This window comes from Actinocrinis sp., assembly GCF_035653575.1.
Taxonomy (GTDB): domain Bacteria; phylum Actinomycetota; class Actinomycetes; order Streptomycetales; family Catenulisporaceae; genus Actinocrinis.
This window is the reverse complement of record NZ_DASRBQ010000043.1, coordinates 43,656-50,552: the sequence shown is the minus strand read 5'-3', so window position 1 is coordinate 50,552 and position 6,897 is coordinate 43,656. Positions and strand designations below refer to the sequence as shown.

Below are 6,897 nucleotides of genomic sequence, written 5' to 3'. Positions count from 1 at the left end.
GAGGAGCACTAACCGTGTGAGAGCGAGTGCTCGGCTGGACGGCGTCCCCAGGCGGAGATCAGCGGCGCGAGTGTCAGATCGAGTTCGCCCGCTTCGATAGCGGCCAAGTGCGCGTCGATCTCGGCGTCGTCGGCCAGGCCGGCCGCGAGCAACTCGCCGCGCACGTGCCGGATGGTCGCCGCCTCCAGCCGGTCGCAGGCCAGCCCACCGATCGGGAAGGCGCCCGACGCGGCGACGTCCACCAACCCGGCCTCACGCAAGGCGTGCGGCAACGTCCGCCCGTAGCGCAGGTCCGCGCCACGCCGCGCCAGCAACTCCCGCACCGCGTCGCGCAACCGGTTGGCCCGGCGCTGCGAGGGGCCGCTGCCGTCCAGGCACGCCAGCGGCTGCAACGCCGTATCGGCATCCTCGACCAGCAGCCAGCCGCCGGGCCTGAGCGCCGCCACCATCGTGGCCAACGCCCGATCCCGGTCGGGCACGTGCACGAGCACGAGCCGGGCGTGCACCAGATCGAACGTCCCGAGCTCCGGCGGCGCATCAGCGGCCACATCGTGCCGGCGCACCTCGTATCCCTCGCCTGTAGTCAGCCACGACGGGTCGATGTCCGTGGCCAGCACGTACCCGCTCGGACCGACGACCGACACGAGCGCCTGCGGGATACCGGGACCACCGGCCCCCACCTCCCAACAGCGCCAGCCGGCCGTTACCCCCAGTCGATCGAAGTGCCCGCGAGTGACAGGGTCGAACAGTTCGGCAAGCCACGCGAACCGCTCCCCCGCCTCGGCACGCGCGTTATCCAGCAGATACCCGCGGGCGGCAACGGCCTGTCCACCGAGCGCGCTCGTCTCGACGATCTGATCCGCTTGGCCACCGACATGCGGCACGTGGGCTGAGGAAGTCATCACCACATGCTCCACCTCCCCGAGCCGCCAGCGCCACGACGACGAGAGAGGGACATCTCACACAGGCAGCGAAAGACCCCGGACGGTGTGCCACTTTTTCTGTTTCGTCGTCATCCTGGATGGCATATCAGGGGGCTGACAAGGTTTTCGGCTCTGAACCGGCTCGGTTCAGTCAGGGCCTCGATATCGACGACTTCGGTGTCGACGGGCGGGCCTTGCGCGGCGCACCCTTGGCTTTCGGCGGCAGAGTGCCGACGAACGCCACTGCGCCGCGCACCCACCCGGCCAGCTGATCGTCTTCAAGGGCGTCGGGCCCGACGAACACCATGCCTTTCATCGGACGTCCGGAGAAGTCCATGATCCGCACGTGCGGCCGCTCCATCGCCGCGTCCGCCGCATCGGGCCCGAGCCGCGCCATGAGCTCGTCGCCGACGACTCCGACGAGCATGTTGCCGTCGAGCATGAACGCGAGGCCGCCGAACATCTTGCGCTCGGTCACCCGCGCCATCAAGTCGCCGGGCAACACCTCACGTACCCGCTCCGCCAAATGCTCATCGAACGCCACAGCCTCAAGTGTCGATCGAGGCGCGGTGCAGGGCAACCGTTGCTGAATGTCCCCAATCAGCTCCGCGGCCCGCAGCCGCGAAGCGTTGACTGCGGGTCGCGCAGCGGTCCGGTCGCCGCGCGGTCAGTACGTGATCGCGCTGTGCACGTCCAGATTGCGGAAGCGTGGTTCGCTAGCGCAGATCGCCTGGAGTTCTTTGAGGAACGCTGCGGTGGCGGGGTGGTCGGAGTTCGCCATCGCCTCGGTGTAGCCCGGGAACTCGACGATCGCGACGCGGCGGCCGGGCTGGTCCCGGTCGCTGCCGAGGATCGACCAGCGGGCGGTGCGCTGCGCGCCGATGGCGGTGACCCAGCGTTCGACGATCGGGTCCCATTCGGCAGCGCGTTCGGTCTCGAACTCGATGAGCTGCACGAACGATCCCGACCTGGAGACGGTCGGCTCGTCGGCCAGCGCGCCGCGCAGCTGCTCGCGCAACTGCGGGGAATCGGTGTGTCCGTGGACGGCCACCGCGTGCTGCGCGGCGGCGGCGACCAGCTCGGCCGGCTCACCGGTGAGGGCCAGCGTGCAGCCGACCTCGTTGGGAATCGTGCGGCAGTCGATGATCTTCCTGGTCATGAGGTGCTCCTCGGTGGCAAAGTCGTCTTATCAGTGTCTTTATATTTGGTGGGTTGTTCGGCGGTTGCCAGGCTCAGGGACGGGCCTCGTAGACCGCGTTGAACGGCGTGTCGGCGGCGCGGCGGAACCGGCTGAACCCGGCCTGCTCGGCGACCTGGCGGATCGCCGCGTCGCCGGCCTGCGCGCCCAGCGCGTATCCGCCGCTCTGCGAGCGGGCGTTGGGCAGGCACAGGAAGGTGGAGAAGCTGTAGTAGACCCGGCCCACCGGGTTGAGGTTGTCCGCGACGGTGTCGCCGGCCAGCGGCTCCACGATCAGCCAGGTGCCGTCGGCGTCGAGAGCCTGGCGGATGTGCCGGGCCGCGCCCACCGGATCGCCCATGTCGTGCAGGCAGTCGAAGGTGGCGACCAGGTCGTAGCCGGTGCCGGAGAACATCTGCGCGGAGGCGTTCTCGAAGTGGACGCGGTCGGCGACTCCGGCTTCGGCCGCCCGCTTGCGGGCGGTGTCGAGCGAGGCCTTGTGGTAGTCGGAGCCCTGGATGGTGGCCTTCGGGTATGCCTGCGCGAGCAGGATCGTGGAGGCGCCGTGGCCGCAGCCGACGTCGGCGACCCGGCCGCCCGCCGCCAACTTCTCCTCCACCCCGTCCAGCGCGGGGATCCAGCTGGAGGCGAGATTGGCGATGTAGCCGGGGCGGAAGAACATCTCGCAGCCGGCGAACACGTCCTCGTGGTGCTCGTGCCAGCCCATGCCGGAGCCGGTGCGAAACGCGTCGGTGATCTGTGATTCGGCACGCAGCGCGCCGAGGGCGAGCACGAACGCGCCGGGGAGGTAAAGCACGCCGAGCGGATCGGCCAGCGCGAAGGCCTGCTCTTCGGTGAGCGAGAACTGCGCACTGACGGGGTCGTAGCTGACGTATCCGCCGGCGGCCTGTCCGCGCAGCCACTCCGCGACGTAGCGGGGGTCGGTGCCGCTGCGCCGGGCCAGCTCCTCGGCGTCGGCCGGCTGATCGGCGAGGTGGCGGTACAGGCCGAGCCGGTGTCCGACGACGACGTTCCCGGCCGCGATCGTGGCGCCGAGGTCGGCGACGAAGCCGTTGAGCAGCGCGCCGAGTTTGTCCTGATCGATGGTCATGGTCCCTCCTGGAGACGAGGCCGGCGCCAGCGTGTTTGCGGTGCCGGGTTGTGTCGCCAGCCTGCGCGAGGGACCGTCTGCGGCAGCGTCAACGCAGCGTCAATCGCGGGCGTAGCCGCAGGCCGCGACCGAATATAAAGTGAGGACATGCTCCAGGTTCGGCTGCTGGGGAGAGTGGCCGCGGAACGCAATGGTGAGCAGATCTCGCTTCCCGCCCCGGCCGGACGGCTGCTCGCTTTCCTCGCCTTGCGCCCCGGACCGCAGGACCGCGAGACCGTCGCGGTTCGGCTGTGGCCCGACGCGTCCGCCGCGGCGAGCCGGGCGAATCTGCGCACGGCCATGTGGGCGCTGCGCAAAGCAGTCGGCCAGGACGTCTTAACCGCCTCCCGCACCTCGGTCGGACTGGCGCCGGACCGCGTGGCGGTGGATCTCGCGGACTTCCGAGAGCGTGTCGCCGCCGGAGACGCCGCCGCGGCTGCCGCGCTGTGCCACGGCGAACTGCTGGCCGGATACACCGAGACCTGGGCCGAGGCGGCGCGGCGGCAACAGCGCGCCGAGTTGGCCCAGACGCTGGCGGCCCGGTCCGCAGACGCGGAGCGCGATGGTGACGCGGCCGGCGCGGCGCGCTGGTCCCGGCTGCGCTGTGAACTGGAGCCGCTCGACGAGGCGGCGCACGCCGACCTGATCCGGCAGCTGGCGGCAGCCGGCGACCGTTCCGGCGCGCTGATGGCGGGGCGCGAAGTCACCGCTCGGCTGCGCGACGAGCTAGGTGTGCGGCCGGGACCGTCACTGCGCGCCGCTCTGGCCGAGGCAACCGGTCCGGGTGGCGCCTGGCTTCCGCCGGCGCCGGGCCTGACCCGGCCGCTGTTCGGGCGCGCGGCCCAGCTGCGCGCCCTCAGCGCGGCCTGGTCCGCGGCGCGCTCCGGGCACGGCCAGGTGGTGCTGCTCACCGGAGAGGCCGGGATCGGGAAGACCCGCCTGGTCGCGGAGCTGGCTCGACGCGCGGACAACGCCGGGGCCCGGATCGCGATCGGCGCCGGGGTCGATGTCGGCGGCGAGGCGCCGCTGGCGATCTGGCAGGAACTGGTGCCGCAACTCGCGCGCACAGTACCCACGCCGCAGCACGCGCACTGGCCGACCGACCTGGGCCGGCTGGTTCCCGATCTGCCCGCGGCGCTGGGCCGCGACGCGCCGCCGCCCGCGGTCTCCTCCCCCGAACTGGAGCGACTGCGCCTGTTCGACGCGGTGCTGCGGCTGGTGGAGTGGGCCGCGGCGAGCCGGCCGCTGCTCCTTGTGGCGGAGGACGTGCACCGCGCCGATCCGGCCAGCATGCAGCTGTGCGCCCACATCGGGCGCCGATTGACCGCCCGCCCGGTGCTGTTCGTGCTCACCCGGCGCGACCGGCCGCAGCGCCCGGCCGCGGACGCGCTGGTAGCCGACCTGGCCGGGCGCGGCATCGAGGTGGCCGACATCGAACTCGGGCCGCTCTCGCAGGCAGAGGTCGCGGCGGTGGCACGCAGCGTTGCCGAGCTGTCCGACGCCGCCGTGGAACAGGTGGTCCGCGCAGCGGACGGCAATCCGCTACTCGCCGTGGCAAGCGCCCGCGCCCTCGCGGCCGGCCGCAGCGCACCGCCTCAGGACCTGCGGGCCGCGGTCCGCGCGGCGACCGGGGCGCTGCCGCGTCCAGCGCGCGACCTGGTCGAAGTACTCGCCGCCGCGGGCCGCGAACTGTCCAGCGCGGAGCTGGCCGCGCTACCGATCCCGGACCGGGACGACGCCGAGCAGGGCGCGCTGGACAGTGGACTGATATACCGCAGCGGCAGCGGCCTGCGGTTCCGACATGCGCTGCTCGCCGAGGCGGTGCGTTCCGACTTCGGCGAACAGGGGCGGCGCTACGAACAACTCGCGCTTGCCATCGAGACGGCCGCGCGTTCCGGCGGCCAGGTCGCCGCCGAGGTGGCCGGCCACCTGCGCCGGGCCGGCCGCGACGATCTGGCCGGGCCCCGCTGGCAGCAGGCCGCCCGGCACGCGCGCTCGCTCGGCGCGATGCCGGAGGCGGCCCGGTTCTGGGCCGAAGCGGTACGTTGCGAGCCGGGGGCGGCCGAACCCCGGCTCGAGCTGGCCGAGGCCCTCGGCTGGTTGGGCCGGGACGCCGAGTTCGAGCGCGAGTGGCACGCGGCGCTCGAACTGCTCCCGCCCCGTGAGCATTCGATGGCCTGGTGCCGGCGCGGCAAAGTACTACACACCGTGGTGTGCAATCCGCGCGCCTCGCTCGCGGCATTCCAGCAGGCGCTGCAGCTGCTGCCTGCCGACGCGCCGCGCTCCCTGCGCGCGGAGATCCTGCTCGGCGCCGCCTGGGGCGAGTCGGCGGCAGGAGACCCGGACCGCGCGGTCGCGCTGCTCGACGAAGTGGCGCCGATGGTTGACGCCGGCGACGACTCGATGACGGCGGAGATGGCCAACGCCGAACTGATGTCGCTGCTGCGGCTCGGCCGGTTCGACGAGTGCGAGAGCGCGGCCGAACGCGGCGGAGCGGCCGCGCGGCGGGCCGGCCGGCCGGACTTGGCCTACGCCGTCTGGATTCACCTCGCCTGCGCTCTGAGCTGGTCCGGCGATCTGATCGGGGCGCTGCGGGCCGCGGACGCGGCGGTCGCCGGTACCCGCGGCTTCACGGCGATCGAACTGCGCTGCGTCGCGGCCCGCGCATTCGTGCTCTCGCGGCTCGGGCGCCACGAGGAAGCCGCGACGCTGGCGCGAGAACAGCTGGACATGGCGGAACGCATGGACTCCCAGGCCGCTTCGGCCCTCGCCAGATACGACGCGGGCCTCATCGCTCTGGCGGCCGGTGACTTCGAGCACGCGGCGCAGTTGCTCGGTCGGGCGCTGGACGAGGAAGCCGAGGTGAGCCGCCCGGCCGCGCGGCTGGCCCGCGCCGAGGCGCTGGCCCGTGCCGGACACGCGGACGGGGCGACCGCAGAGGTACGCCGAGCCGCGCTGGAACCCGTGCGCGACGGCGATCAGCCGTGGGCACTGGTACCGCAGATGACCCGGGTTCAGGGGCTCATCGCGTTGGCGTGCGGCGACCCGGCCCTTGCCCGGCGCCGGCTGCGCGAAGCCGCCGCCATCTGGGAGCGCCACGTGAACCGCGACGCGGGCGCCGAGTACATGGCCAACTTCGTCGACCTCGGCCGCGCACCCGTCGTCGGACTGGTCGAACCGGAGCGGGAGCTGCGCAGGCTCACCGCAGAGCTGGCCGAGACCGATGAACTCATGGAGGTGCCCTGATGCCCGAGTTCGCGCTCAGTACCGCTTGCCGCGCGCCGGTCGAAGAGGTCTGGAAGCTGCTGTTCGACCCGGCGCGCTTTCCCGACTGGTGGGTCGGCGTCGAGACGGTCCACGAGGACGAGCCCGGACGGTTCACCCAGTGGCCGACCGGCTATCCCGACTTCCCCATGCCGCAGAAGCTGAGAACCGACCGGGATCGGGGACGGGTCACCGTTTCGTGTCAGGTCTCGGACATCGAGTTCGTCTGGCAGCTCGCCGAGGCGGGCGCGGGCACTCGCATCCACGTCAGCGTCAGCCTCCCCGAGCGCGAAGCGCACAGGCTCGACGGCCAGCAACAGGTCATCAAGGAGTCCCTGGGTCGTCTCGCGGAGCTGGCTGAAGCGTCGGCCGGCTAAGGCCTC

6 protein-coding genes are annotated in these 6,897 nt (G+C 72.2%); 2 read left to right on the top strand and 4 right to left on the bottom strand.

Annotated elements, in window-relative coordinates; all coding sequences use genetic code 11:
* Positions 1–8: 8 nt before the first annotated feature.
* The 4 genes from VFA06_RS06780 to VFA06_RS06765 form a co-directional block, all read right to left on the bottom strand.
* Positions 9–917 (bottom strand): methyltransferase domain-containing protein, encoded by a 909-nt coding sequence (locus VFA06_RS06780; protein ID WP_324839565.1) that lies wholly within the window; start codon positions 915–917, stop codon positions 9–11.
* A 157-nt stretch (positions 918–1,074) separates the two neighbouring features.
* A complete protein-coding gene (locus VFA06_RS06775; RefSeq protein WP_324839564.1) occupies positions 1,075–1,467 on the bottom strand; it encodes a TfoX/Sxy family protein in 393 nt (130 codons plus the stop codon).
* Between the two features lie 123 nt (positions 1,468–1,590).
* Positions 1,591–2,082: a DUF1059 domain-containing protein gene (locus VFA06_RS06770; RefSeq protein WP_324839563.1), complete on the bottom strand. Its 492-nt coding sequence runs from the start codon at positions 2,080–2,082 to the stop codon at positions 1,591–1,593.
* Positions 2,083–2,155: 73 nt separating this feature from the next.
* Positions 2,156–3,211, bottom strand: coding sequence for a class I SAM-dependent methyltransferase (locus tag VFA06_RS06765; RefSeq protein WP_324839562.1), 1,056 nt, complete (start codon positions 3,209–3,211; stop codon positions 2,156–2,158).
* 147 nt (positions 3,212–3,358) lie between these two features.
* On the opposite strand from VFA06_RS06765, the gene VFA06_RS06760 reads away from it, so the two are divergent.
* The gene (locus VFA06_RS06760) at positions 3,359–6,496 is read left to right on the top strand and encodes an ATP-binding protein (protein WP_324839561.1); all 3,138 of its coding nucleotides are present in this window, start codon (positions 3,359–3,361) and stop codon (positions 6,494–6,496) included.
* Positions 6,496–6,891: an SRPBCC family protein gene (locus tag VFA06_RS06755; protein ID WP_324839560.1), complete on the top strand. Its 396-nt coding sequence runs from the start codon at positions 6,496–6,498 to the stop codon at positions 6,889–6,891. Before VFA06_RS06760 ends, VFA06_RS06755 begins: the two co-directional genes overlap by 1 nt.
* Positions 6,892–6,897 lie beyond the last annotated feature (6 nt).